This window comes from Chitinophaga dinghuensis (assembly GCF_003259435.1).
Taxonomy (GTDB): Bacteria; Bacteroidota; Bacteroidia; order Chitinophagales; family Chitinophagaceae; genus Chitinophaga; species Chitinophaga dinghuensis.
In genome coordinates, this window is sequence record NZ_QLMA01000007.1 from 347,096 (window position 1) to 370,260 (window position 23,165).

18 protein-coding genes are annotated in these 23,165 nt (G+C 45.5%); 11 read left to right on the forward strand and 7 right to left on the reverse strand.

What is annotated here, in order from left to right:
- Both CLV59_RS21255 and CLV59_RS21260 read right to left on the reverse strand, forming a co-directional pair.
- Positions 1 to 747: a LytR/AlgR family response regulator transcription factor gene (locus tag CLV59_RS21255; protein ID WP_111594089.1), complete on the reverse strand. Its 747-nt coding sequence runs from the start codon at positions 745 to 747 to the stop codon at positions 1 to 3.
- On the reverse strand, positions 737 to 1,795 hold the full coding sequence (locus tag CLV59_RS21260) for a sensor histidine kinase (RefSeq protein ID WP_111594090.1): 1,059 nt from the start codon (positions 1,793 to 1,795) through the stop codon (positions 737 to 739). Before CLV59_RS21260 ends, CLV59_RS21255 begins: the two co-directional genes overlap by 11 nt.
- Positions 1,796 to 1,999: 204 nt before the next feature.
- On the opposite strand from CLV59_RS21260, the gene CLV59_RS21265 reads away from it, so the two are divergent.
- The 9 genes from CLV59_RS21265 to CLV59_RS21305 all read left to right on the forward strand — a co-directional run bounded on the left by CLV59_RS21265 (position 2,000) and on the right by CLV59_RS21305 (position 14,600).
- Positions 2,000 to 3,853, forward strand: a complete 1,854-nt coding sequence (locus CLV59_RS21265) for a glycoside hydrolase family 13 protein (protein WP_245950915.1) — start codon at positions 2,000 to 2,002, stop codon at positions 3,851 to 3,853.
- 118 nt (positions 3,854 to 3,971) lie between these two features.
- Complete coding sequence (locus tag CLV59_RS21270) at positions 3,972 to 6,941, forward strand: SusC/RagA family TonB-linked outer membrane protein (protein ID WP_111594091.1); 2,970 nt, start codon at positions 3,972 to 3,974, stop codon at positions 6,939 to 6,941.
- Positions 6,942 to 6,958: 17 nt separating this feature from the next.
- Positions 6,959 to 8,542 carry a RagB/SusD family nutrient uptake outer membrane protein gene (locus tag CLV59_RS21275; RefSeq protein ID WP_111594092.1) on the forward strand — a complete coding sequence of 528 codons (1,584 nt, stop codon included), beginning with the start codon at positions 6,959 to 6,961 and terminating at the stop codon, positions 8,540 to 8,542.
- A gap of 18 nt (positions 8,543 to 8,560) precedes the next feature.
- Complete coding sequence (locus CLV59_RS21280; protein WP_111594093.1) at positions 8,561 to 9,601, forward strand: SusE domain-containing protein; 1,041 nt, start codon at positions 8,561 to 8,563, stop codon at positions 9,599 to 9,601.
- 425 nt (positions 9,602 to 10,026) lie between these two features.
- A complete protein-coding gene (locus tag CLV59_RS21285; RefSeq protein ID WP_111594094.1) occupies positions 10,027 to 10,821 on the forward strand; it encodes an MlaE family ABC transporter permease in 795 nt (264 codons plus the stop codon).
- Positions 10,822 to 10,825: 4 nt separating this feature from the next.
- Complete coding sequence (locus CLV59_RS21290) at positions 10,826 to 11,599, forward strand: ABC transporter ATP-binding protein (protein ID WP_111594095.1); 774 nt, start codon at positions 10,826 to 10,828, stop codon at positions 11,597 to 11,599.
- A 3-nt stretch (positions 11,600 to 11,602) separates the two neighbouring features.
- Positions 11,603 to 12,637, forward strand: coding sequence for an MlaD family protein (locus CLV59_RS21295; RefSeq protein ID WP_111594096.1), 1,035 nt, complete (start codon positions 11,603 to 11,605; stop codon positions 12,635 to 12,637).
- A gap of 59 nt (positions 12,638 to 12,696) precedes the next feature.
- Complete coding sequence (gene rluF / locus CLV59_RS21300) at positions 12,697 to 13,440, forward strand: 23S rRNA pseudouridine(2604) synthase RluF (protein ID WP_111594097.1); 744 nt, start codon at positions 12,697 to 12,699, stop codon at positions 13,438 to 13,440.
- An 11-nt stretch (positions 13,441 to 13,451) separates the two neighbouring features.
- A complete protein-coding gene (locus CLV59_RS21305; protein WP_111594098.1) occupies positions 13,452 to 14,600 on the forward strand; it encodes a putative sensor domain DACNV-containing protein in 1,149 nt (382 codons plus the stop codon).
- A 6-nt stretch (positions 14,601 to 14,606) separates the two neighbouring features.
- Here CLV59_RS21305 and CLV59_RS21310 read toward each other — a convergent pair whose 3' ends face one another.
- The 5 genes from CLV59_RS21310 to CLV59_RS21330 all read right to left on the reverse strand — a co-directional run bounded on the left by CLV59_RS21310 (position 14,607) and on the right by CLV59_RS21330 (position 21,354).
- Entirely contained in the window at positions 14,607 to 15,755 is a 1,149-nt protein-coding gene (locus tag CLV59_RS21310; protein ID WP_111594099.1) for a lactonase family protein, read from the reverse strand.
- Positions 15,756 to 15,865: 110 nt separating this feature from the next.
- Positions 15,866 to 16,273 carry a VOC family protein gene (locus CLV59_RS21315; RefSeq protein WP_111594100.1) on the reverse strand — a complete coding sequence of 136 codons (408 nt, stop codon included), beginning with the start codon at positions 16,271 to 16,273 and terminating at the stop codon, positions 15,866 to 15,868.
- A gap of 103 nt (positions 16,274 to 16,376) precedes the next feature.
- Complete coding sequence (locus tag CLV59_RS21320; RefSeq protein WP_111594101.1) at positions 16,377 to 18,092, reverse strand: ATP-binding response regulator; 1,716 nt, start codon at positions 18,090 to 18,092, stop codon at positions 16,377 to 16,379.
- 122 nt (positions 18,093 to 18,214) lie between these two features.
- Complete coding sequence (locus CLV59_RS21325; RefSeq protein WP_111594102.1) at positions 18,215 to 18,982, reverse strand: nuclear transport factor 2 family protein; 768 nt, start codon at positions 18,980 to 18,982, stop codon at positions 18,215 to 18,217.
- A gap of 164 nt (positions 18,983 to 19,146) precedes the next feature.
- Positions 19,147 to 21,354: a hypothetical protein gene (locus CLV59_RS21330; RefSeq protein ID WP_111594103.1), complete on the reverse strand. Its 2,208-nt coding sequence runs from the start codon at positions 21,352 to 21,354 to the stop codon at positions 19,147 to 19,149.
- 379 nt (positions 21,355 to 21,733) lie between these two features.
- Here CLV59_RS21330 and CLV59_RS21335 point away from each other — a divergent pair, with 379 nt between their 5' ends.
- Complete coding sequence (locus CLV59_RS21335) at positions 21,734 to 22,492, forward strand: SDR family NAD(P)-dependent oxidoreductase (RefSeq protein WP_111594104.1); 759 nt, start codon at positions 21,734 to 21,736, stop codon at positions 22,490 to 22,492.
- Positions 22,493 to 22,574: 82 nt separating this feature from the next.
- Entirely contained in the window at positions 22,575 to 23,156 is a 582-nt protein-coding gene (locus tag CLV59_RS21340; protein WP_111594105.1) for a dihydrofolate reductase family protein, read from the forward strand.
- The last annotated feature ends 9 nt before the right edge of the window (positions 23,157 to 23,165 follow it).

Genomic DNA, 23,165 nt, shown 5'->3' on the forward strand with positions numbered 1-23,165 from the left:
TCAGAGCTGGAAGGAAGGATGTGTTTGTTGATAGTTCTTCAATGCCTGCGTAGTAGTGGAGCCGTAATGTCTTCCAATAGGAATATGGATACCATTGAGTTCAATAGCATTGCTGTTGAACTTTTCTATTTTAGGAATCGACACGATGAAAGAGCGGTGAATCCTTACAAACATAGACTCCGGCAACTTTTCCTCCATCTCTGAAATGGAATGATAAGTTTTGAAAACATCCTTGTTGGTATTGATCAGCAAATAATTCTTTTGTGATTCAAAAAACAGGATATCATCCAGGAAAATTTTCACCATTTTTTTATCGCATTTGATAAAGATAAAAGGCGGCTCTTTTTCTGGAACTTCCTGTCGCGGTGCCGCTTCCATCAACTGTTTATCCAGTTTGATGAAACGGTGAATCGCTTTGAGGAATCTTTCAAAAGAAATGGGTTTCAGCAGAAAATCTACTGCATCCAGGTCAAATCCATCCACGGCATATTCTGCGTGAGCGGTCGTGAAAATCACATTGGGAGCTGGTGTCAGCGAACGGATGAAATCTACGCCGCTGATACCCGGCAAGTTAATATCGGTAAAGATGAGGTCAATTTTTTGCGTAGTCAGGCAACGCATCGCCTGGGTACCGCTGGTGAATGTACCTGCCAAATGCAACAGCTCTACACGGCTGATATAGGTGGCCAGCAGATCGGCGGCCGGTTTCTCATCTTCAATAATGATACAATTGATACTATGCGTCATGTGCTTCCAGTTTCAATTTCAAATACACAAAATAACTGTCCTCGTCTTGGGTAATTTTTAAGGTATATTGTTCGCCGTAAATTAAGTTTAAGCGCCGCTTTACATTTTCTAATCCCACACCGCCGCTACCACTCAGCTGCTGCCCGCTGTAACCCTTAATGGCACTGTTTTCTATCTTCGCTGTCAGCCATTCCTGCTGTATAGAAATAGAAATGGTAATCCAGTTGTCGCCATGCTCATTAGGCATGCAATGCTTAAAACTGTTTTCCACGAAAGCCATTAAAATAAAAGGTTCCAGGTATTTGTTTTCCGGTTGTCCATCGATATGAAAACTTATTTGCTGCCGGTGTTCAAAACGTGCCTTTTGTAGAGAGATATAATCTTCCAGATACTGGATTTCCTTCTCTAATGGTATGAGTCGGGTGTTAATTTCATAAATAGAAAACCGCAACAGAGAAGACATTCGGGAAATGATCTCCGCAGATTCCGGAGAAGTAAATACCGTTTTCGCATAAAGCGTATTCAGTACATTGAAAATAAAATGCGGATGAAATTGATTGCGTAAGATGATTAGCTCTGCCTGTGTTTTCTCTTCCGCCATCCGCATGGAACGATGCTGTTCCGTTACCCAGTTATAAAACAACTTCACAGAAAATGGAATCGTTACCACAAACTGTAACTTGATCACGCTGTAGATATAGGGCGAAATGCTTAATAGCGGCTCTTTTTGCCAATGAGTTAGGAAATATTCCAATATAAAAGTATTGTCAAGCCATCGTTGAATAACGGCAAAACTTAATATCAGCGGAATATAAATCAGAATGAAAAGCCAGACTTTCTTTTTAAAGAGAAATTGTTCCACCATGACTTCCAGCACAATGGTAACAAAGAGTACGCGCATAGGTAAACTGATTAACTCGGATGCAAATGCATTCCGGTAATCATGGTAAGGACCTGCCTGAATAAACCCGAAAAGTAGTACATAGAAGACCCAATAGATGGCATATACACTCTTCTTCCCCCATCTCGACCGCGGTATATCTATCATAAGTGGCTGAAAAATTCCCGTTCAAGCTAAAGAATATTCATTAAACAACCATTTTTTTATACGAACGACGTCGTTTCTTATACTAAATACTAAAAATATGTCGACTGGTTTTTATGTAACGGCAAGAGGGTTGTCAGTATAAGGGATGCTAAGGATGACGCAGGTTTCCATAAATTGCCCCTCTGAAATTTTTAGTTCCACATTATGATGAAGAAGCTGATCGCCGGACTATTCTTGTTATTTTCTGCATATGCTACCTATGCCGCGTCTCCTGAAATCTATCCAGTCAACTGGTGGACAGGAATGAAGACGAACAAGTTGCAATTACTCCTTAAAAATAATGATGCTGATTTTAGCAAAGGTCAGTTGGCCATCAACTATCCAGGCGTAAATCTGCTGGCAGTACATACCTTCGAAAATGGCAAATACCTCGCTGCCGATATTGAAATCACCGCTGCTGCCCAACCAGGCAATGTAGATTTCATCTATACTAAAAATGGTAAAAAATCACATATATCCTGGCAGCTGAAAGCCAGGAAAGGTACACCGGGAAAGGATTTTGCTCAGGGTGTTTCTGCCGCGGATATGATTTACTTCCTAATGCCGGACCGCTTCAGCAATGGCGATACTACCAATGACCGCGTAAAAGGGATGCGGGATCAGTCGCTCAACCGGGCCGATTATTATGCCCGCCATGGCGGCGATTTCAAAGGTATCATCCAGCACTTGGATTACCTGGATCAGCTGGGCGTAACCGCCCTCTGGATGACGCCCGTAATGGAAAACGATATGCCTTCCCGTACGGAACACGGCTACGCCATCACCAATCACTATAAAATAGATGCCCGTTATGGTGGGAACAATGGCTATAAGGAACTCTCTGACGCTTTACATCACAAAGGCATGAAACTCGTACAGGACGCGGTATACAATCATACCGGCACCTGGCACTTTATTGTACAGGACCTGCCTTCAAAAGACTGGTTAAACCAATGGCCTACCTTCACAGGTACCAGCGCCAGAGAACAAGCGCTGTTCGATCCACACGCCTCCGCCATCGATAAAAAACTGATGACCGATGGCTGGTTTGTTAAGGAAATGCCCGACTGGAACCAACGTAACCCTTATGTAGCCAGCTTTATCATACAAAATGCCATCTGGTATGTAGAAGAATTTGGGGTAGACGCGATTCGGGTAGACACGTACATGTACAATGATCTTCAGTTTGGGAACGACTGTAATGCCGCGCTGCTGCAGGAATATCCCCAGATCAGCATTTTCGGGGAAGTACTGGTGCAGAACACGCCTAATCAAGTATACTTTGTAAAAAACAATATCAATACCGCTTTTAAAAGCAACCTACCAGGACTCTTAGATTTCCAATGCCTGTTCAATGGAATCGTACCTGCGCTGACACAGGAGCTGGGCTGGAATACCGGCGTAATACAACTGTACAACGTACTCAGTTATGATTATCTCTACCAGGACCCAACCAAAAATGTACTATTACTCGACAACCACGATCTGAACCGATTTTTCTCCATTGTAAAAGAAGATGTAGCCAAACAGAAAATTGCCTATACCTGGCTGTTGACATGCAGAGGAATTCCACAACTGTACTATGGCTCAGAAGTACTGATGAAAGGCGAAACCAAGCCGGATGGATTGGTACGACTGGATTTTCCCGGTGGCTGGAAAGAAGATACCCGCAGCGCCTTCACCGGAAAAGGAATGACCGCTGCCGAAACGGAAGTACAGGCGCTTGTAAAGAAACTGGGTACATATCGTAAAAATTCCGATGCATTGAAATTCGGTAAGTTAATGCAATTTGCGCCCCGTGATGGCGTATACGTGTATTTCCGCTATACCGACCATCAGACAGTCATGTGTGTAATGAATACGGCGAAGGAAGCAAGGACTATAGATCTGACCCACTTCAACGAACGCACCGAAGGTTTCTCGGCTGCCAACAATATCATCACCGGTACTGCAATTAAACTGAATGGAAGTATAGATATACCTGCCATGCAGGAAATGGTTTTTGAATTAAGCAAATAGCCTTTAGGGTTTTGATGCCACTTGTTATTATAGATTCACTTGTTTACTGATTTTACTTGTTATTACTGATTCACTTGTTATGATTGATTCTTATTATCACCCAAATTCACACAACGTTATGAAAAAGTTCTACAATCGGCTTTTCATGCCTGTATTGTTGCTGCTACTGTGCGCATTCACCGCGCAGGCGCAGGGACAAATCAGCGGGAAGGTAACCGATGCCGCCACCGGCGAATCCCTGCCGGGAGTGAGTATCCAGATCAAGGGTACCAGTCGCGGAACACAAACAAATGGCCAGGGCCACTATACCATTGGAGGAACAACCCCTGCCACCATACTCGTATACACTTTCATGGGTAAGAAACCAGTGGAAATTACAGTAGGAGGGCAGACTACCATCGATGTAAAACTGGCTGATGATAAACACGACCTGATGGAAGCCGTGGTGATCGGTTATGGTACCCAGAAAAAGAAAGATGTAACGGGAAGTATCGCTACCATAACTACGAAAGACTTTCAGAAAGGAAGTATCCAAACCCCTGAACAACTGATTCTGGGTAAAGTGGCTGGCGTCTCCATAACATCCAACAGCGGACAACCAGGCGTAGGTAGCACTATCCGCATCCGTGGCGGTTCTTCACTGAATGCCAGCAACGATCCGCTCTACGTAGTAGACGGAGTTCCTTTCAGCGGAGGCGGTATCAACGGCGCTCCTAATCCAATGGTACTGCTCAATCCTAATGATATTGAAAGCCTCACTATCATGAAAGATGCTGCTGCAACTGCCATCTATGGCTCCAGAGCATCCAACGGGGTGATAATGATCACAACTAAGAAAGGAACTTCCGGCAGAGCAAAAATCAATTTCAACACCAGCTTTGCTGTAGGTAAAATCAGTAAGAAAATTGACGTACTCTCTGCAGATGATTTTCGTAAATATGTAGACTCTCTTGGTACGCCTGCACAGAAAGCGCTGATGGGTAATGCCAGCACCGATTGGCAGAAAGAAATCTATCGTACCGGTATCACCACAGATAATAATCTTAGCATCAGTGGCGCGATTAAAAATATCCCTTACCGCGTGTCTGGTAACTTCATGAACCAGTCCGGTGTGCTGATCACAGATAACCTGAAACGCTCTTTCCTGAGCGTAAACCTGAACCCACAGTTCTTTGATAAACACCTGAAAGTGAATATCAGCGCGAAAGGCGCCATCACCAATGCGCATTACGCAAACCAACAGGCCATCATCAACGCAGTACAGTTCGATCCAACCCAACCGGTGTATGATTCCAGCAGTCCTTTCGGCGGTTACTTTGAATGGTATACAAAAGATGCTGCAGGCAACGTTACGCTCAATCCAAATGCGCCAAGAAACCCTGTTTCCCTCATTCGCATGCAGGATAACAACTCTGAAGTAAAACGCAGCTACGGTAATATTGAACTGGATTACAAATTCCATTTCCTGCCTGAACTGCGCGCCAATCTGAACCTGGGTTATGATGTATCCAGAGGCAGCGGCACTACCTTCGTACCTGCAAACGCCGGACAGGCCTATACCACAGCAGGTCAGAACAATCACTTCCTGCAAAAAATTAATAATAAAGTAGGTGAGTTCTACCTGAACTATAACAAAACTTTCCCTGGTATAAAATCAAACATCAACGCGCTCGCGGGTTATGGCTACTATGATAATGCCACTACCAACTATAACTACGCCAGCTTTAATGCCAAAGGAGATACTATCGTAGGGAGTATACCGAAGTTTCCTTTCGATATTCCAAGAAATACGCTCATCTCTTACTATGGCCGTCTGATCTATACCTTCGACGATAAATATATTGTACAAGGATCGCTGCGTACAGATGGTTCCTCCCGCTTTGCAAAAGAAAACCGCTGGGGCGTTTTCCCTTCCGCTGCATTGACCTGGAGAATCAACAGAGAATCTTTCCTGAAAGAATCCAAAACGCTGAGCGATCTGAAACTGCGTCTGAGCTATGGTATTACCGGTAACCAGGATGGTATCGCCAACTACTCCTATATGGCAATCTATTCTACCAGTTCCAATGCGAGCATGTATCAATTCGGCAACAACTGGTATAACATGCAGGCGCCTGCCGCTTACGATAAAAATATTAAGTGGGAACAAACGGCTACCTGGAACGGAGGACTCGATTTCGCGGTGCTCCAGGACAGGCTGAGAGGTAGTGTGGATGTGTATTATAAGAAGACAAAAAACCTGCTGAACACGGTGCCTATTCCAATTGGTTCCAACTTCAGCAACCAAATCCTCACCAACGTAGGTAATATCGAGAATAAAGGTATTGAACTGAACATCGGCGCTACGCCTATCCAGAAAGGGAAACTGACCTGGGATGTGAATTTCAACCTTACCTATAACAACAACAAAATCACCAATCTGACGGCAGTTACAGATTCCAGCTTTGTTGGAAACCTGACCGGCGGCATCACGGGCGGTACTGGTCAGTCTATCCAGATCCACTCTGTAGGCTACAATACCTTCGCTTTCTATGTATACAAACAAGTATATGATAAGAACGGTAAACCACTGGAAGGGGTATACGAAGATCTGAACGGAGATGGTATCATCAACCAGAAAGACATGTATCGCTATAAATCTCCGGCGCCAAAGGTATTCCTGGGCTTCAGCACACAGGTAACCTACGACCGCTGGACACTGAGCACTTCGCTCCGCGCCAGTCTGGGTAACTACATGTACAACAACGTTGCTTCCAACTTCGGCGTTAGAAGAAATATTTTGAACCCGCTGGGCCTCCTCAACAACAGTACAACGGATATCTACAATACCAACTTCTATAACAATCAATATCAGTCCGACTACTACGTGCAGAATGCGTCTTTCCTGCGTATGGACAACCTGACACTGGGGTATGACCTGGGCAGCCTGTTTAAAAATACAGGTCACCTGCGTCTGAACGCCACCTGCCAGAACGTATTTGTGATTACCAAATACAAAGGACTGGACCCTGAATTGAACGGCGGTATTGACTATAACTTATATCCAAGATCCAGAACATTTGTACTGGGAGCGAACCTGGAGTTTTAATAAAAATATTTAGCAAGATGAAAAAGAACTTTCTCAAAATATGTGTCTTCGTAGCTGTTGCTGGTTTAAGCTCCTGTACTAAGGATCTGGACAGAATGCCTACGAATGCCACCACTTCTGAAGTGGCTTACAAAACCCTGGATGGTTACAAACAGGTACTGGCAAAAGTATACGGTAGTTTCGCATTGCCAGGAAATAATGGCACCGGTTCCTCCGACCTCGCAGGTATTGATCCTGGCCAGGCAGACTTCCTCCGGCTGTTCTGGAATGCACAGGAATTGCCTACAGAAGAAGCAGCCTGCGTATGGAACGATCCGGGTATTCCTGACTTCCATAACATGAACTGGACCAGCAACAACGTACTGCTGGCAGCATTATACAATCGTAGTCTCTTCCATGTTACCATCGCGAATGAATTCCTCCGCGAATCTACTGATGAGAAAATCTCATCCCGTGGCTTTACTGGTAAAGATGCGGACGATATACGTACCTTCCGCGCGGAAGCCCGCTTCCTGCGTGCCTTTGAATACTGGGTACTGATGGATCTGTTTGCGAATCCTCCATTTGTAACAGAGAATGACCCTATCGGAAAATATATTCCTCCGCAAACAAACCGCACTGCGTTATTTAAATATGTGGAGTCTGAACTCCTGGCTATTGAACCACTGGTTGTAAAAGCAAGGAATAACGAATATGCACGCGTAGACCAGGCAGCGGTTTGGTCGCTTCTGGCGCGACTCTACCTGAACGCGGAAGTATACCTTGGTAAAGGCAACGGAAAATATACTGAAGCGATCACTTATTCTTCCAAAGTAATCAATGCAGGCTATGCCCTGAAATCTGATTACAAAGGACTGTTCCTGGCGGATAATGATGTCAATAATCCGGAGATCATTCTGCCAATTGTATATGATGGCGTGAAAGTGCAGAATAATGGTGGTACTACTTTTATCATCAATGCAGCTATCAATGGCGATATGAATCCTGCTTCCTTTGGTGTTCCTGGCGGCGGTTGGGGTGGTAACAGATCTACAAAAGCGCTGCCCGACCTGTTTACAGACCACAGTGGCGCTACCGATAAACGCGCCATGTTCTATGGAACCAAAGCAGATATTGATGATCCTGCACAATTTACAGATGGATTACGTGTGATTAAATATAGAAACGTGACCTCCACCGGCGTAACGCCGCCGGCTCCTGGTGGCGCTTTCAGCTCTGTTGATTTTCCGTTATTCCGACTGGCAGAGCAATATCTGATCTATGCCGAAGCTGTAAAACGTGGCGGTGCAGGCGGCGATGAGAATACCGCAATCGGTTATCTGAATGCCTTACTGGAACGCGCCTACGGAAATAAATCTGCCGATATTACCGGTTACAACCTGGATTACATCCTGGCGGAGAGAGGTCGGGAATTATATTGGGAAGCTTTCCGTCGTTCTGATCTGATCCGTTTCGAAAAGTTCACTGCTGGAACGTATGTATGGCCTTGGAAAGGCGGAATAAAAGAGGGTAGAGGAGTGGAGTCTTTCCGTACCATCTATCCGATTCCAGCTACGGACCTGACTGCGAACCCATCGCTCAAACAGAACACCGGTTATTAATCACACAAATTCCCAGTAATGAAAACAGCTTTTTCCAAATATATGATGGCAGGTCTGTTCGCTGCAGCGCTCTGGTCCTGCAAGAAAGACGAAGTCAAAACATTTGCCAGCGAAGGCACTGCGCCTACACTGGCCAGCAATAAGGATACTACCATCTTACAAAAAGACCATGCTGCTGATACCATTGTTAAATTTCAATGGAATGCCTCAGATTTTGGTTTCCATGGAGTGGTAAAATATAGTCTCCAGTTTGCAAAGAAAGGTACCAACTTCGCGGTAGTGAAAAACGTTTCCGCAGACGGTATGTCAAAATCCTTGTCTGTCGCCGATCTGAATACCATCGCTAACGGACTGGAACTTGATAATGGCGTGCTCAGTGGCATTGAAGTGCGTGTGAAAGCGTCTATCAGTGATAATTATCCGGCTGCTTATTCCAATGTAAAGGTGCTGGTGGTTTCTTCTTACCTGGATCTGATCGATTATCCATCTATGTGGGCGCCAGGCGATTACCAGGGCTGGGACCCGGCAAGCGCTGCGAAACTGGCTTCTCTTAAATCAGATAAAGCCTATGAAGGATATGCTTCTTTCACAGGCGCCAGTACCACTTTCAAGTTTACGTCAGAAGCTACCTGGAGTGGTACCAACTATGGCGGTACCAGCGTCAATAATGCTGGCATATTATCAACTACCGGCGAAAATCTGCAGGTAATCGGCGCAGGTTATTACTTCCTGAACCTGGATCTGAGCACAAATAAGTGGTCCGCCACCCGCACCACCTGGTCTATGATCGGGGATGCTGTAGGCAGCTGGAGCAACGATACAGAGCTTACTTTCGATGCTGCCAAAAACGTATGGTCGGCAACGGTAGATATGAGCGCCGGTCAGTTTAAGTTCCGCGCCAACCATGCCTACGACATCAATTATGGCGATAACAAACCTTCTGATCCTTTCCTGAACAGGGATGGAGCGAATATCGTCATCACTGATCCTGGCACTTACGAAGTGACATTGAATCTCAGCAATGCGGGGAATTATTCCTACGTATTGAAGAAAAAATAAGTACCGGCAACGGCCGGCGCTACTATTTATTTATTAAGGGCAAACGGAATAAAGGGCTGTCTCCTGTTAAAGGAGATAGCCTTTTGTTTTTATTTTTTAGAGAGACGAATAGTATTCGGATCACCCATCCTCCTGCTGCAAGAGGACTTGCGGATATCAATTTTCTGTTATTTTCACAAAATCGTGAATATTTCCTGCTGCCTGGGACAGACAACTTATATGTCAGCGAAAGATCGCTACTGTATTGGATATGAGCAGAATACCATTGTTGATTTATCATCATTTCAGGCTTAAAAAATGCGGAAACTTTTCAATTTCTTTTTCCACATGTAACAATCTGAGAACCAAAATTGTAATTTAGCGGGATGGTTGTGTCATGAAACGTACTCCGTATAGGCATAATTGATATTAAAAAATTTCGGCAAATGGATTCCAGCAGCGGACAACCGGAGAAACCAGTCGTGTCCAGGGGGCTTGATAATTTCTTCCTAGACTTATACAGCATTTTCCAGTTTATCAAGCGCTTTTTTAAGGAAGCGCTGCGCCCTCCTTTGGAGGTGAGAGAGTTTATCAGGCAGTGTTATATGGTGGGATACAAATCCCTGGCCCTGATTACAATGACCGGCTTTATTACAGGCCTGGTATTTACCAAACAATCACGCCCCTCCCTATCTGAATTTGGGGCTACTTCCTGGCTTCCTTCCCTGATTGCTATAGCAGTGGTTCGTGCCCTGGCCCCCCTCGTTACTTCGCTGATTTGTGCAGGTAAAGTGGGTTCCAGTATTGGCGCGGAGCTGGCATCAATGAAGGTAACAGAACAAATTGATGCCATGGAAGTATCTGCCATCAATCCCTTCAAATACCTCGTGGTAACAAGGGTGATGGCCACTACAGTATGTATTCCTATCCTGGTATGCTATACTGGACTGGTAGCCATGTTGGGTTCATTCCTGGACATATATATGAATGAGCACACCAGCTTCACTACCTTCTTTCAGAATGCATTCAAGAATATTACTTTCCTGGATTTTGGTACCACTACTATGAAAGGTATCATTTATGGCTTCACAATTGGTATTGTAGGCTGTTACCAGGGTTGGAGAGCTTCTCAGGGCACACAGGGCGTAGGTAAAGCTGCAAACGTATCGGTTGTGGTTTCTATGTTCCTGATCTTCCTCGAGGAAGTAGTTATTGTACAGGTGGCAAACTCTTTCAGATAGTAGCATGAAGAATTTTAAACCAAATATCGACTGGCAGGATAAAGTGATCAAAATTAATGATCTCTACAAATCCTTTGACAGCAATCATGTACTGCGGGGAATTAGTCTGGATGTACATAAAGGAGAGAATATTGTAGTCCTGGGCCGTTCCGGTACCGGGAAATCCGTATTGATCAAAATAATAGTAGGACTGTTATCACCTGATTCCGGCGCGGTCAATGTGCTGGGAAAGGAAGTACCAGCCTTGTCCAATCCTGAACTTAGGGAACTACGCCTGAAAGTGGGTTTCTGCTTCCAGAACGGGGCCCTATACGATAGTATGACGGTGGGCGAAAACCTCGCTTTTCCCCTGAAACGTAATACCCCGGGCATTACCCGCGGAAAAGTAAAACAAATGGTGGAAACCGTACTGGATGCCGTTGGCCTCTCTCAAACGCTCCACCAGATGCCGTCAGAGCTCTCCGGAGGTCAGCGTAAACGTATCGGTATTGCCCGTACGCTGATCCTCAGACCTGATATCATGCTGTATGATGAACCTACAGCCGGACTCGATCCTATCACCTGTACTGAAATCAATAACCTGATCAACGAAGTACAACACAGATTTAATACCACTTCCATCATCATCACCCACGACCTCACCTGCGCCAAAGTAACCGGTGACAATATCGTGGTAATGAAAGAAGGCAGATTCATCAAGCGCGGACCTTTCGACGAAGTATTCGAGTCCAATGATGAACTGATCCGGGAGTTTTATGACTATAATTTTATTCAGTAATTTATGAAAGATACAAGTAACAGAAGGGCTGTCATCGTAGGTATATTCATCCTCATCGGTGTCCTCATTTTTATTGCGGCCATCCTCACACTCGGCGGACAAAAGAAAACTTTTGTGTCGGCAGTAAGGGTGAAGGCCATATTTAAAGATGTGAACGGCCTCTCAGAAGGGAACAATGTTTGGTACTCCGGCGTAAAGGTAGGTACAGTAAAAAGAATCGAATTCCTCAAGCACGATGAAATCCTGGTGCAAATGAACGTGGAGAAAAGTGCTGCCAAATATATCCACAAAGATGTTGAAGTAAGAGTAAGCTCCGATGGTTTCGTTGGTAACAAAATCATTGCGCTCACCGGCGGTACAGATAAAATGCCAGCTATCGAAGATGGCGATCAATTACAAGTAGCCGCTACCGTTAGTACAGATGATATCATGAATACCCTCCAGGTTAATAATAAAAGTCTGGTGGAAATCACTTCCAATCTGAAAGTAATCACCAAAAGAATTGCAGACGGCCAGGGAACAGTGGGTAAACTGCTCTCTGACGAAACGCTTTACAATAACCTGCAAGGTACCCTCGCTTCTTTACAGAAATCTGCCGGCAATACCCAACGCCTGACAGAAGGTCTGGCGGCTTATGCTGCCAAACTCCAGACACCTGGTTCCCTTTCTAATAACCTGGTGTCAGATACCGTGGTATTCTCGCAGCTGCGTAGTACCATGAAACAACTGAATGAGGTATCTGTAAACGCCAATAAAATGGTGGAAGACCTGAAAGCCACTACTGCCGGGCTTGGCCACCAGTTGGGCACTGATAGTTCTCCTGCCGGCGTTCTCCTGAACGATAAACAAAGTGCTGCGGCATTGAAAGCTACGCTCCTCAATTTACAAAGCTCCAGTTCCAAACTGGATGAGAACATGGAAGCGCTGAAACATAACTTCCTGCTGAGAGGCTATTTCCGCAAACAAGCAAAGCAAGCGGCAAAAGAAGCAGCTCAAAAAGAGAAAGAAGCAGCCAAAGCTCCTGCAAATCAGCAATAAACCGCTGATGGTCGGCAGCAGTTATTTAAGTATTTTTGCTGTCTGACTTAAGAGCTAGTATGAATATCAGTATCAACAAATACGTTAGTGACTCAGGCTTCTGCAGCCGCAGAGAGGCCGATAAACTCATCGACCAGGCCCGTGTCACCATTAATGATAATATCGCTTCCAAAGGCGATCGCGTCCAGGAAGGCGATGTGGTAGAAGTAGACGGGGAGCCGCTCAAAAAGAAGAAGGCTACCGTCTACATCGCCCTGAATAAACCCAAAGGAATTACCTGCACCACAGATAGAAAGGATAAAACGAATATCGTCGACTATCTCAATTATTCTTCCCGCATTTTTCCCATTGGCCGGCTGGATAAACTCTCGGAAGGCCTTATCTTCCTAACCAATGATGGCGACATCGTTAATAAAATTCTCCGTGCCGGTAACCAGCACGAAAAAGAATATATCGTTACGGTCGATAAACCTATTACCCTGGAATTTGTCAAAGCAATGCGCAGCGGTGTACGTATCCTCGGTACCACCACCTTGCCGGCCTTTGTGAAACAGGAAGGTACCAATCGGTTCAGAATTATCCTCACCCAGGGCCTCAATCGCCAGATCCGCCGTATGTGCGAAGTGCTGGGGTATCATGTTACTGCCCTCAAAAGAACGCGTATCATGAATATCGCCCTGAAAGACCTGGCCCCGGGCAAATGGCGCTATTTTACCAAAGATGAGATCAATACCATCAGCAATATGGTGGCCAATAGCAGCAAAACGCAACATGGCGACGATAATGCCGGAATGGATGAATAATAGTTTGTACTATGGACCTTACATTTGATTCAACATATCAGGCTGCAGTGAAAGTATCCGGCCCCGTTGCCGAACACTTTCAGCAACACCTGGAAGCTGCCGCCCATAGCGGAGAAGACGACCTGGCAACAGGTCCATCTCCCAAAATCATTGAACGCATCATCGATATTGCGTTCTGGGCCAGCCTCCGCAGAGAAGAAGGAAATGCTACCCGCATTTCCCTCGCATTTTTATCGCCCGCCCAGGCAGGAAAACCTTTACTATTCGCCAATCCCATTCCGCTAACACCCAACGCCCTCACCAAACTGGCTCCAGGCGTGGAACGCGCAGGAATTCATATCGGCATTTGGTACGAAGGAAATGACCTGTACATCTGGGGAACTACCATCAAACTGCCTAATCTATGCTTTGTGCTGGACGTGGCAGAACCAGGATTGCTGGTAGTAAAGCACCGGCGACTCATGGGCGTGGGTAAATTCAATAATGTGGCCGTCCTGAAAGGAGATCAGATCAAAATCGTGGATGAAGGCTGTAGCATGAAAAGAGATGTCCCGGATATCCTCAGCTCCCTGCTGGGATATAAATCTTCCCCGGTATGGAATAATCCTACCAATGTATTAATCCAGATTGCGGTGTCTATGCGGGCGCATGGCAGGGGAGGCATCCTGCTGGTAACGCCTTCCGGCTCCGAGGAATGGAGGGATTCTATTATCCATCCCCTGCAATATCCAATATCGCCGGCATTTTCAGGTGTAGCTGATTTGGTAAAAAGAGACGACAGTACGGTAAGTGAAATATTCTGGCAGAATGCTCTGCGAAGAGAAGTAGATAATATCAGTGGCCTCACTGCCGTAGATGGCGCCACCATCATCAATGACCGACAGGAACTACTGGCTTTCGGGGCAAAAATTACCCGTGCCTATAACTCTACGGCAGTAGAACAGGTAGCCATGCTGGAACCTGTGCTGGACCTACGTCCGCAGACAGTCCACGCATCGGCATTGGGCGGTACCAGGCATTTGTCTGCCGCACAATTCGTACACGATCAGCGTAATTGCCTGGCACTCGTAGCTTCCCAGGATGGGTATTTCACCATCTTCTCCTGGTCGAAGTCGGCACAACTAGTACAAGCGCACAGAATAGATATTCTCCTGATGTAATTTCGTTTAGGGCTGCACGTTATAAGCCCGTATTTTCAGACAGGAAGGCGCGGTAATTTGTTCCAGCTTTCCTGTCTGCTGTAAAGCCCCTGTCTTCGCATTTCTCTTAAAGATAACAATATCGTTACTCATCTGATGGGCCACCAGCAAGTAATTTCCGGTAGGATCGATCACGAAATTTCTGGGATGATTACCACCGCTAGGCGTAACACTTCGCTGGGTGAGCCGGCCATTACGTGCATCAATAGCATAGCATATAATGATATTTTCATCACCACGAGTACTGGAATATAAGTATCGTCCATCTGGTGTGATATGTATATCCGCTGCATCATAGCCATCTTCATCCTTAACGAAATGCGCCGCAATGGTTTGCATACTATCCAGCGCTCCATTTTTATAACGATAGGCCACCACATTACCACTGATCTCTTCAATACAATAGCCGAACCTGCCATTCGGATGAAAGGCAAAATGACGTGGACCACTATTAGGCGCAGTACGCGTAAACGGCCTGCTGGCCGGCTGCAGCGGCTCCGTGCCGGGAGTAAGCTGATACCACCAGATTTTATCTGCTCCTAAATCAGGTGCATAGAGGTATTTTTCATCCGGACTAAATCCTACAGAATGTACATGCGATTGGTTCTGACGAGGACCTATACTTTTTGCCTCAATATGTAAAGTTTGCCCTGGTAACCCAATGCTGCCATCAGGTAATAAGGGATGTATAGAGAGACTGCCAGCCGTATAATTGGCATTCGCCAACCAGGTATTGGCGCTGTTGGGCATTACATACACCGGATTCTCTCCGCCGCTGGACTGACTATTCAAAAAACGCAGTGCGCCTTTAACGCTGTCGAATGCATAACTGCTGACCGTACCGCCATTTGGAATACGCGATTCTGTGGCGGCATATAAAAATTGCCCGCTGGCAGATAAATTCAGATAGGAGGGATTGATGACATCAGTGATAGCATACACTTTCTTTGTAGCGCCAGTGGCAGGATTAAAGGTATACACATAGATACCTTCCTGTCCTTTGTTTTTGTTATAGGAACCTATAAAAAGATAATATTGTTGCGCAGTGGCTGGCAAGCAGGCCAGGCATAATAAAGGCAAAATAACAACGCGGAAAAAATAGTGGAATCGATGCATGGGCACAAACTTATAAAAATCTGTTTGCTATCAAAAGCATCTTTGCAGAATAAAAAAAACGTCGTTGTTGAAAACGACGTTTATAGAAAAGTTCATCAACATGAACATGGTTAAGAGGCAGGTGTTGCGTTACTATCCATGTAAAGGTATTCCCACAGATGACCATCGAGGTCCTGGAAGCCTTTGATATACATCCAGCCATGGTCCTGCGCTTCGCGGGGAATACTGCCGCCGGCTTCTACTGCTTTACGCGTAATTTCATCCACGGCTTCCCGGCTGTCTGCCGACAGGCAGAGGATAGCCTCTGTTACCTGACTGGCGTCTGCAATAGGTTTGCGGGTGAAAGTCTGGAAGAATTCTTCCACAATCAACATAAAGTAAATATGGTCGGAAACTACCATGCAGGTAGCTTTATGATCAGTAAATTGAGGATTGAAGGTATATCCCAGTTTGGTAAAGAATGCAATGGATCGGTTCAAGTCTTTTACCGGCAGATTCACAAAAATTTGAGTTCCCATATATCAGCGTTTTATTTGCTGACACAAACTTACAATGCCAGAACGGAGCCGATGCTGTGGTATAGCGACAAATACAGGGGGAATTCCGACATCCTGCCGGTTTTTAAATAGCAGCGGCGCTTTCCTTGCCCATTACATGCTCAATGGCGGCGTATAAAGCCCGCTTTGGTAATGGTTTCATGAGGTAATTATCTGCCCCTGCATCCAGGAACCACTGCTTTTCCTCCTCTGAAGATGTTCCACTCACAATGATAACGCGCGTATCTGGCGACAGGATATGCACCTGTTCCAGGAACTCATGGCCAGTCATATCTCCCAGGAATACATCCAGTAATAAAACATCTGGCTGCCAGTCCCTGCAAAGTTTAAGTCCTTCTTCCCCATGAAAGGCCTGGCGGATATGAATCTCCGTATCATCAAAATAGCGTTTCAGGTATTTCTGGCTGAAAGTGTCATCATCTACCGCAAGTAATTTCAGTCCCTCGAAACCATCCAGGTTAGACACTACTTTCATCGGAGGAGTGGCGGCTTCCTGCAAAGGCCACTCCAGGATAAACGTCGTGCCTTTATTTTCTTCGCTCTCCAGTGCCAGTGTTCCGCCTATCGCCCGCGTAAGGTTATTGGCCACATACAGCCCAATACCTGAGCCTTGCAGGAATTCATTTTTCTCCGTCTCATAGAGATTAAAAATGCGGTCTCTCTTTTCGCGTGACATACCCATTCCGCGGTCCTGCACACTTATGCAAAGGCGCTCATTTTCCCGGGAAAGCGTAATAGAAACAACACTATTCTCTCTCGTAAATTTGATGGCATTGATAATGAGATTAATGACGATCTTATTCAGACAGTTCTTGGGGGAACTGATGTAGGAGGGAATGTCGTCTCCCGAAACAAACACTAATGCTACCTGCTTATGCGATGCCTGATACTGGAAAGATTTCACAATTCCCTGCAACCAGTCGGCAGGAGCAAAAACCTCAGGAGAACAGCATTGCCTTTCTGCAGCCTCGAGTTCCAGTACATTGTTCACGACAGACATGGCATAGCCGCTGCTGGCATTCAAATCATGCATATATTCCATCAGGGGATTATATTCATCTTTCCCGGAAATCTCTCTCGTCATTACTTCCGTGATACCCGCCATGGAATGCAGGGGATTCCTGATTTCATGGCTCAGAAACTGCGCCAGCATAGACTTCTCCTTTAACGCTTGTTGCAGTTCCCTATTTGATTTTTTGAGCGCTTTAATCAGACCGAGCACGTTCCGTTTGAAGAAACCAACGCCGGCAGATATCAATATGAACAAGGATGCCGCGCAGCATTCTTTAAAAAAGCGGATCGACTGTAAACCTTTTTCTGGTACAGGATTTAGAAAGCCGGTATGGAAATTTATTTTGATGATAAGCAGACACGCAATACTTAAAGTGATACAACTCACTATGATCCAGGTGCGGGTAAATACCAGTAACGTTACTATGATCAAAAAGGCCGCGAGGATGGCTTCTCCCACAACCGCGCCCTTCACGATGGCCAGTAGGATGGCCACTGTCTGATGGATGGCCAGGAAAAATAACCTTGCCATTAAAGTCATTCCCAGTTCGTTTAACAGCAATAAGCCCAGAAAGGCAATACCAGCAAGTGTTCCCAGACCAAGGAAATAGCTGTCACGCGTATAGGAAAAAAGTAAACAGGATTGAATAGCGATGAGAACCGCAGATATGATGCTCAGGGTGTTAATTACTGTGACTGAATTAATACCATCCTGGCAGCTCGTTGTCTCTGCTGGATTGGGGTTGGTTTGCTTAAGTAGGGTCGTCATTGCTGCAGCGGGGTTTCTTAGAATAAACGTATAATACCGGATGCCGTATTCCGGATAATTGTTAATCAGATGTTATTCCGATATCCCTCCTTGGGGTGATTTTAGTTCTATATGATTGATAATCAGAACTTACCGTTTTTATTCTTCCATTGGTTTCGCATGGGAATACTCTGAATGGTATCCCAATGCTCTGCAATGAAATCGTTTTCTACACGGAAGAGATCGTAAAAGGCGCAATGGTAGGAGTCCATATATCCTTCACTGACAACCAGCACAAAATTACCTTCTCCGAGTACCTGATGTACCTTCGAGTATTTCATGGTGACGCCATGCTCGCCCCAGTCTTTCAGTGCAGAGTTGAGCCCTGTTAACCCGTCGCCAATGCCTGGATTGTGCTGGATGTATTGGTCTCCGTAAAAATATTTAGGCAGCATTTCCATCTGGCCGTTGATCAGGATATCTTCCACGAAATCTTTGACCAGTTTCTTATTGGCGCTGGTTTTACCGAGGTCATGCAGGTCGGTGCTTCCATCCGTCATGCTATGGCCGCTGGGATTAGGAATTTTAGGAGTCGATTGTAGATTGTCCCAGTGTTCACAGATATGCTCATTCTCAAAACGAAAGATATCAAACCCTATTTTAGGTCCGAAGAAGTTGTAATCAGTGTGGGCGAAAACGATGTCTCCATCCTGAAAAATACGCATGGTATTGACTTTTGCGCTGCCTTTAGGGAGGTCTTGTAACAAAGCTCCGAAGCCAGCCAGGCCGTCGGCGGCATCCAGGTTATGTTGAATGTATTTTTCGGGATTGATGTAATTAACAGGTGCAGTAGCACCAGTTTCGATGGATTTCAGGAGTTCAAATACCATCTGTTTAGGTGTGTGTTCCATAAAATATAGTTCTGACAATGTTGAATCACGGGATATACAATATTCTAAACAATCATCCTGCTCTTAAAGTTTTATGGCGTGCCAGACTAATCCTACTGCAAAAATAAGCCACGCGGCCGGATTAAGGCTGCGTGGCGAGTCGAATTTTCAGAATGATGACCAGATTATGGCAAAACTGCAAAGCCGATCGACTTCGCGGCGCCATGATCAGTCAGGTTATACAAGTATGAACCATCTATGAAGTTGATTTTATAACCTACCAGGGACCGGTCGTATCCTCTCAAGGTGATGGTGTATCCGCAGGATTGCAGGTACTTGGTATTGATGGTGAAATTCAGGGCTGTATCTCCATGATCAGCAAAGCCGGTACAGGTATGTGAAGCCGGCGTTATGAAGGTGCTGACTGGGGTGCCAGCCGGGATAATATGACCGGAAGGCTGGATATCCAGGTACCAGTTGTTGAAATAATTGTCCGTCACCGTTAACTGACCATTTATAACATCGCCGCTCTTGTAGAATTTACAGTCACCGCCCACAATCACGATATCCAGTGTTTGGGTAGGATCAAGCGTAGTGCCGGGCGTGTTATCATAAATGAAACCTGTATTATCCAGCATTACCGTTACGGGTGCGGAAGTGCTGATATTGGCAGCAGCATGTGCCGGATCTTTGGTATACAGGATACGCAATTTATGCAGGCCATTCCGGTTGCCGCTGTCCCATAATGCGAGGAGGGACAGTTTTTCCGCTTTGGTAGGTACGGAAGGCAGGTAAGTATACCAACCGGCATTGGTGGTTGGGTCCTGGGTCACCAGGCTTTGCACGCTGCCTTCGATAATCTGGAAAATTTGTTTATCCAGTATATCCTGCCAGGTGCTGCCATTGTTATCGGAGAACTGCACCTTGTAGAAAGTAGTACCGGAAGCGCCGCTATTGGTAAACAGCCCGCTGAGTTTGATCAATCCGCCGAAAGGCATAGCTGCATTAGGATATAAGCCTCCCGGATAAGCCAAACCTTGTGTGGCAGAAGTAGTTTGATCAATATTGGAAATAGCCACACCGTTTACATCAAACAGGTTTAAGCCTAGTTGTCCGCCGCCAGGAACGCCCGGACGAATTTGTACAAAGGAGTCTACGCGGTTACCATAGAAGTTGAGCGCGTTAGGATCTGTTGTGGAAGGAAGTGTTTGCCAGGAGAGGACGCCGCGGATTTTCACTACGTTGGGCGATTCGCAGCCTCTCAAATGTTTGGCAATGTCCACTTGCAATGCAACATTGTAATATAAACCATTGGCCGGGATGCCAGTGATATCATGCGTATTTACACTAGCCGTTCCCAGATAAGATTCAAAGATGCCATCGTTGTTCCAGTCGGCCCAGAAGGCAACATATTCATTGGAACCTGCGGTACACATGTTACCGTTAAAGCCGGCGGATTTTTTAATTTTCAAAACGCCGCCAACCGTATCAGTAGCAGTGTTGAGGCCTACGCAAGTAAGTTCTTCGAAAGTAACATCTGCTTTGCTGTTATCCACGATAACAGGTTTAGAAATGATACTACCTAATGATGCGAGGTTTACGCCCAGTTTGCTGATGGAAGCCACGTCATAGGCTTGTGCAGTAGGCGCTGTTTGCGCTACTCCTGCCAGCTGTGGTACAATACTGGTATAGAAAGTACGCTGGTCGGGTACGCCGGCAGCCTGATAGGTCTTATAGAATTCTGCTACCGGTGGGAGCGGATCTGGTACAACGGGTACTTTTGTTTTAGGATCAATATTGGGCAATCCAATATTTCCGAGGTTAACGGTAGTTAAGATGTCGTGCAGATAAAAGGCCGGTTTTCTCTTTAACTGGATATCGGCATCCAGCACATTTCCGAAATACGGAACATCGTTGGGATTGCTGGATGGAATGGTATTCCAGGCGAGTACGCCTCTTACAGTTGGCATCACGGCTGTATCGCAGGCAGTGATCTTACGGTGTGCCTCATCATTGAGGTAGACAGTAGCCATGTAATTCAGCGGGTGATTAGTAGATGGCGCATCCGGAATATCCGCTACTTTGAAACTGGTCAGGCCGGCATCCTTGAAGCCATTGCCATCATGGTAATCTACAAAGAAGCGTACATACTCGAGCGAGCCGAGTGAGCACAGATTACCGCTGTAGCCGGTAGCCTGTTTGACCCTTACAATGGCTTCCAGTCTGGATAAATCCGGATTGAAACCAATGCAGGTAAGTTGTTCCCAGTAGGTGATGCTTGCTGCTTTTGCAACTTCCGGCTGGAACTTGGCCAGAAGGAACGTTTGGCGAACCTGTTGAAATGCCTGGATTTGATCAACAGTCAGGTTTTCTTTTACAAGTGGCTGTACCATTTGTGTGAGTTTTTGAGGTTAAGAGGAATTACAAAAAATAAATAGTTAGAATAGTCAAGCGGAATTTGGGGTAATTGGATTGTTGTAGGCTCTTGAATTTTGCTTGAGGTTTCGTTAAATCACAATGCAAAGCTCTGATAAAGATTTCAATTTATCAAGAGGATTCCTAACGAATTTTATTTTGGGTATTTATACGCAAATAAGAATCCTGCTGCATAAATATTATTTATTCGGATTAAAAGAAATGTTAAAGCTGACAGTCGCCAACTGATTAATCAGTAAATTTGTGATACTCAAAAGTTAATTACTGTTTCTATTTACCCCGTTCCCATTGTGACCCCGCCCAGGTTTCGTATTGATTTAACTAAATATATCAGATATGAAAAGATTGGAAAATAAGGTGGCGCTCATCACCGGTGGCGCCGGAAGTATCGGACAAACAACAGCAAAATTATTTATTGACGAAGGCGCCAAAGTAGTATTGGTGGATCTGGATGAAGCCGCTCTCAAAAAGATAACGGATACGCTGGGCCCTAATGCAGCTTATGTAGCTGCTAATGTAACCGTCGCGAAAGATGTGGAAAGATATGCCACTGAGGCGGTAAAGAAATTTGGTAAGATTGATATCTTCTTCAACAACGCAGGCATCGAAGGCTCCGTTGCGCCTATTACGGAATTTCCGGAAGAAGTGTTCGATAAAGTACTGGCCGTAAATGTAAAAGGCGTTTTCCTGGGCTGTAAATACGTACTCCCTCAAATGAAAGATGGCGCCAGTATGATTATTACTTCCTCTGTGGCAGGCTTAGGCGGTTCTCCTAATTTCATCGCCTATGTAACCAGTAAACACGCTACACTGGGCATTATGAAGGTAGCTGCGCTGGAAGCCGCTGCCAGGAAAATACGGGTGAATACCATCCATCCTTCCCCGGTGAACAACCGTATGATGCGTAGCATTGAAGAAGGATATGAACCTGGTAAAGGCACAGATGTGCAGAAGAAATTCGCTGCCGAAATACCTTTGGGCCGCTATGCCGAACCTATCGAAATCGCCAAACTCGTATTATTCCTCGGTTCGGACGATAGCCAGTTTATCACCGGCGCACAATATGTGATCGATGGCGGACAAAACGCAAAATAATCCTTACATTTTGAACCAATATCAGTAGTCGGCGGTTCTTCCTTCATCGGGAGAACCGCTTTTCGTTTAAACTATCATCACCATGAGAAAACTTACCTCTTTTCAGTTCCTTACCCTCAATGGCTTCTTCTCAGATGCCACCGGTAATACTTCCTGGAGTAGCCAGGGAGATGAACAACGCGATTTCGCATTGGACAAAATGGAAGCAGAGCATATCCTCCTGTTTGGGAGGAAAACCTACGAGCATATGATAAATTGGTGGCCCACAGAAGCGGCCAGGAAAGCTGATCCGGAAATGGCCGCCGGTATGAATAATGCAGAGAAAATCGTTTTTTCTAATAAGCTGAAGAAGGCCGAATGGCAGAATACCCGCATTGTAAGCGGAGATATCATTGAAGAAGTACGTCGACTCAAAAACACGCCCGGTAAGAATCTGGCATTACTCGGCAGCGGCAGCATTCTCACGCAATTCGCAGAAAATCATCTCATAGATGAGCTCGAACTGATGATGAATCCCATTGCTATCGGAGACGGGCATACGCTGTTTGGCGGTCTGAAAAAGGAGATCCCACTCCAGTTATTGTCTACCAAAGCATTCCATAACGGGGTAGTCCTGCTGAAGTATATTCCAGCCAAACTACATTATCCGGAAGAAGGCCGATAGTACAGTAGG

What these genes read in the sequence shown, in the direction of transcription:
- CLV59_RS21265 (WP_245950915.1), top strand. Translation starts at nt 2,000, where the DNA reads ATGATGAAGAAGCTGATCGCCGGACTATTCTTGTTATTTTCTGCATAT.
- CLV59_RS21320 (WP_111594101.1), bottom strand. Translation starts at nt 18,092, where the DNA reads ATGACGACCCTACTTAAGCAAACCAACCCCAATCCAGCAGAGACAACG.
- CLV59_RS21290 (WP_111594095.1), top strand. Translation starts at nt 10,826, where the DNA reads ATGAAGAATTTTAAACCAAATATCGACTGGCAGGATAAAGTGATCAAA.
- CLV59_RS21260 (WP_111594090.1), bottom strand. Translation starts at nt 1,795, where the DNA reads ATGATAGATATACCGCGGTCGAGATGGGGGAAGAAGAGTGTATATGCC.
- CLV59_RS21305 (WP_111594098.1), top strand. Translation starts at nt 13,452, where the DNA reads ATGGACCTTACATTTGATTCAACATATCAGGCTGCAGTGAAAGTATCC.
- CLV59_RS21255 (WP_111594089.1), bottom strand. Translation starts at nt 747, where the DNA reads ATGACGCATAGTATCAATTGTATCATTATTGAAGATGAGAAACCGGCC.
- CLV59_RS21295 (WP_111594096.1), top strand. Translation starts at nt 11,603, where the DNA reads ATGAAAGATACAAGTAACAGAAGGGCTGTCATCGTAGGTATATTCATC.
- CLV59_RS21330 (WP_111594103.1), bottom strand. Translation starts at nt 21,354, where the DNA reads ATGGTACAGCCACTTGTAAAAGAAAACCTGACTGTTGATCAAATCCAG.
- CLV59_RS21340 (WP_111594105.1), top strand. Translation starts at nt 22,575, where the DNA reads ATGAGAAAACTTACCTCTTTTCAGTTCCTTACCCTCAATGGCTTCTTC.
- rluF (WP_111594097.1), top strand. Translation starts at nt 12,697, where the DNA reads ATGAATATCAGTATCAACAAATACGTTAGTGACTCAGGCTTCTGCAGC.
- CLV59_RS21275 (WP_111594092.1), top strand. Translation starts at nt 6,959, where the DNA reads ATGAAAAAGAACTTTCTCAAAATATGTGTCTTCGTAGCTGTTGCTGGT.
- CLV59_RS21335 (WP_111594104.1), top strand. Translation starts at nt 21,734, where the DNA reads ATGAAAAGATTGGAAAATAAGGTGGCGCTCATCACCGGTGGCGCCGGA.
- CLV59_RS21270 (WP_111594091.1), top strand. Translation starts at nt 3,972, where the DNA reads ATGAAAAAGTTCTACAATCGGCTTTTCATGCCTGTATTGTTGCTGCTA.
- CLV59_RS21280 (WP_111594093.1), top strand. Translation starts at nt 8,561, where the DNA reads ATGAAAACAGCTTTTTCCAAATATATGATGGCAGGTCTGTTCGCTGCA.
- CLV59_RS21325 (WP_111594102.1), bottom strand. Translation starts at nt 18,982, where the DNA reads ATGGAACACACACCTAAACAGATGGTATTTGAACTCCTGAAATCCATC.
- CLV59_RS21285 (WP_111594094.1), top strand. Translation starts at nt 10,027, where the DNA reads ATGGATTCCAGCAGCGGACAACCGGAGAAACCAGTCGTGTCCAGGGGG.
- CLV59_RS21310 (WP_111594099.1), bottom strand. Translation starts at nt 15,755, where the DNA reads ATGCATCGATTCCACTATTTTTTCCGCGTTGTTATTTTGCCTTTATTA.
- CLV59_RS21315 (WP_111594100.1), bottom strand. Translation starts at nt 16,273, where the DNA reads ATGGGAACTCAAATTTTTGTGAATCTGCCGGTAAAAGACTTGAACCGA.